The sequence below is a fragment of the Syntrophomonas sp. UBA5494 genome, assembly GCF_002426325.1.
Genome location: NZ_DIPG01000047.1, coordinates 14930 through 15843 on the forward strand (window position 1 = coordinate 14930; position 914 = coordinate 15843).

Here is a 914-nt window from a genome sequence, read left to right on the forward strand (position 1 = left end):
CCTATTGAGCAACGCAGTTATTCGCTTTTGTCGACGGTCTGAGAGGCGGGCGATGCCCGCCTCCTGTGAATGACAATATGTTATTTGGCCAGTCTGTAGGTATCTCTGGCGATAACCAGTTCCTCATTGGTGGGAATGATGAAAATGCGTACCTTGGAGTCGTCGGTAGCCACATCGACCGCTTTGCCGCGAACTTTGTTCTTTTCGGGATCCATCTTGATGCCCAGCGCCTCAAGATCTTCGCATATATGACGGCGGATGTCGATGCCGTTTTCACCTACACCGGCAGTGAATACCAGGCAGTCACAGCCGTTCAGCTTGGCAAAATAATTGCCGATGTAACCCTTTACTGCGTTGTAGTATACGTCCAGAGCGGTTTGCGCCCTGCTGTTGCCGGCCTTGGCCGCTTCTTCAACGTCGCGCAGGTCGTTGGATACCCCTGACAATCCCAGCATACCTGACTTCTTGTTGAAGTAATTGTTGGCTTCCGCAGAATCCATCCCCAGTTTGTCCATCAGGAAGAATACTATGGCAGGGTCGATGTCCCCGGAGCGAGTCCCCATTACCAGGCCTTCCAGGGGGGTGAAGCCCATACTGGTGTCGACGACTTTGCCGTTCTTAACAGCCGCCATGCTGGCGCCATTGCCGAGATGCAAAGTGATGATTTTGCAGTCTTCGTATGTCTTGCCTAACATCTGACAGGCCTGGTGGGAAACATAATAATGAGAGGTGCCGTGGAAGCCATATCTTCTGATGCGGTATTTCTCATAGGCTTCAAAGGGCAATGCGTACATATAATTGGCGGGTTCCATGGTCTGATGGAAAGCGGTGTCGAATACAGCCACATGCTTGACATTGGGCATCAGCTTCTGGCAGGCTTCGATCCCCATCAGGTTGGGGGGATTATGTAAGGG

Annotated in this window: 1 protein-coding gene; it reads right to left on the reverse strand. The window is 52.0% G+C overall.

Going from position 1 to position 914, the window contains the following annotated elements; genetic code table 11:
- Positions 1–80: 80 nt before the first annotated feature.
- The coding region (locus B3W37_RS05295; protein WP_483174994.1) for an acetate/propionate family kinase at positions 81–914 on the reverse strand (834 nt) is incomplete at its 5' end.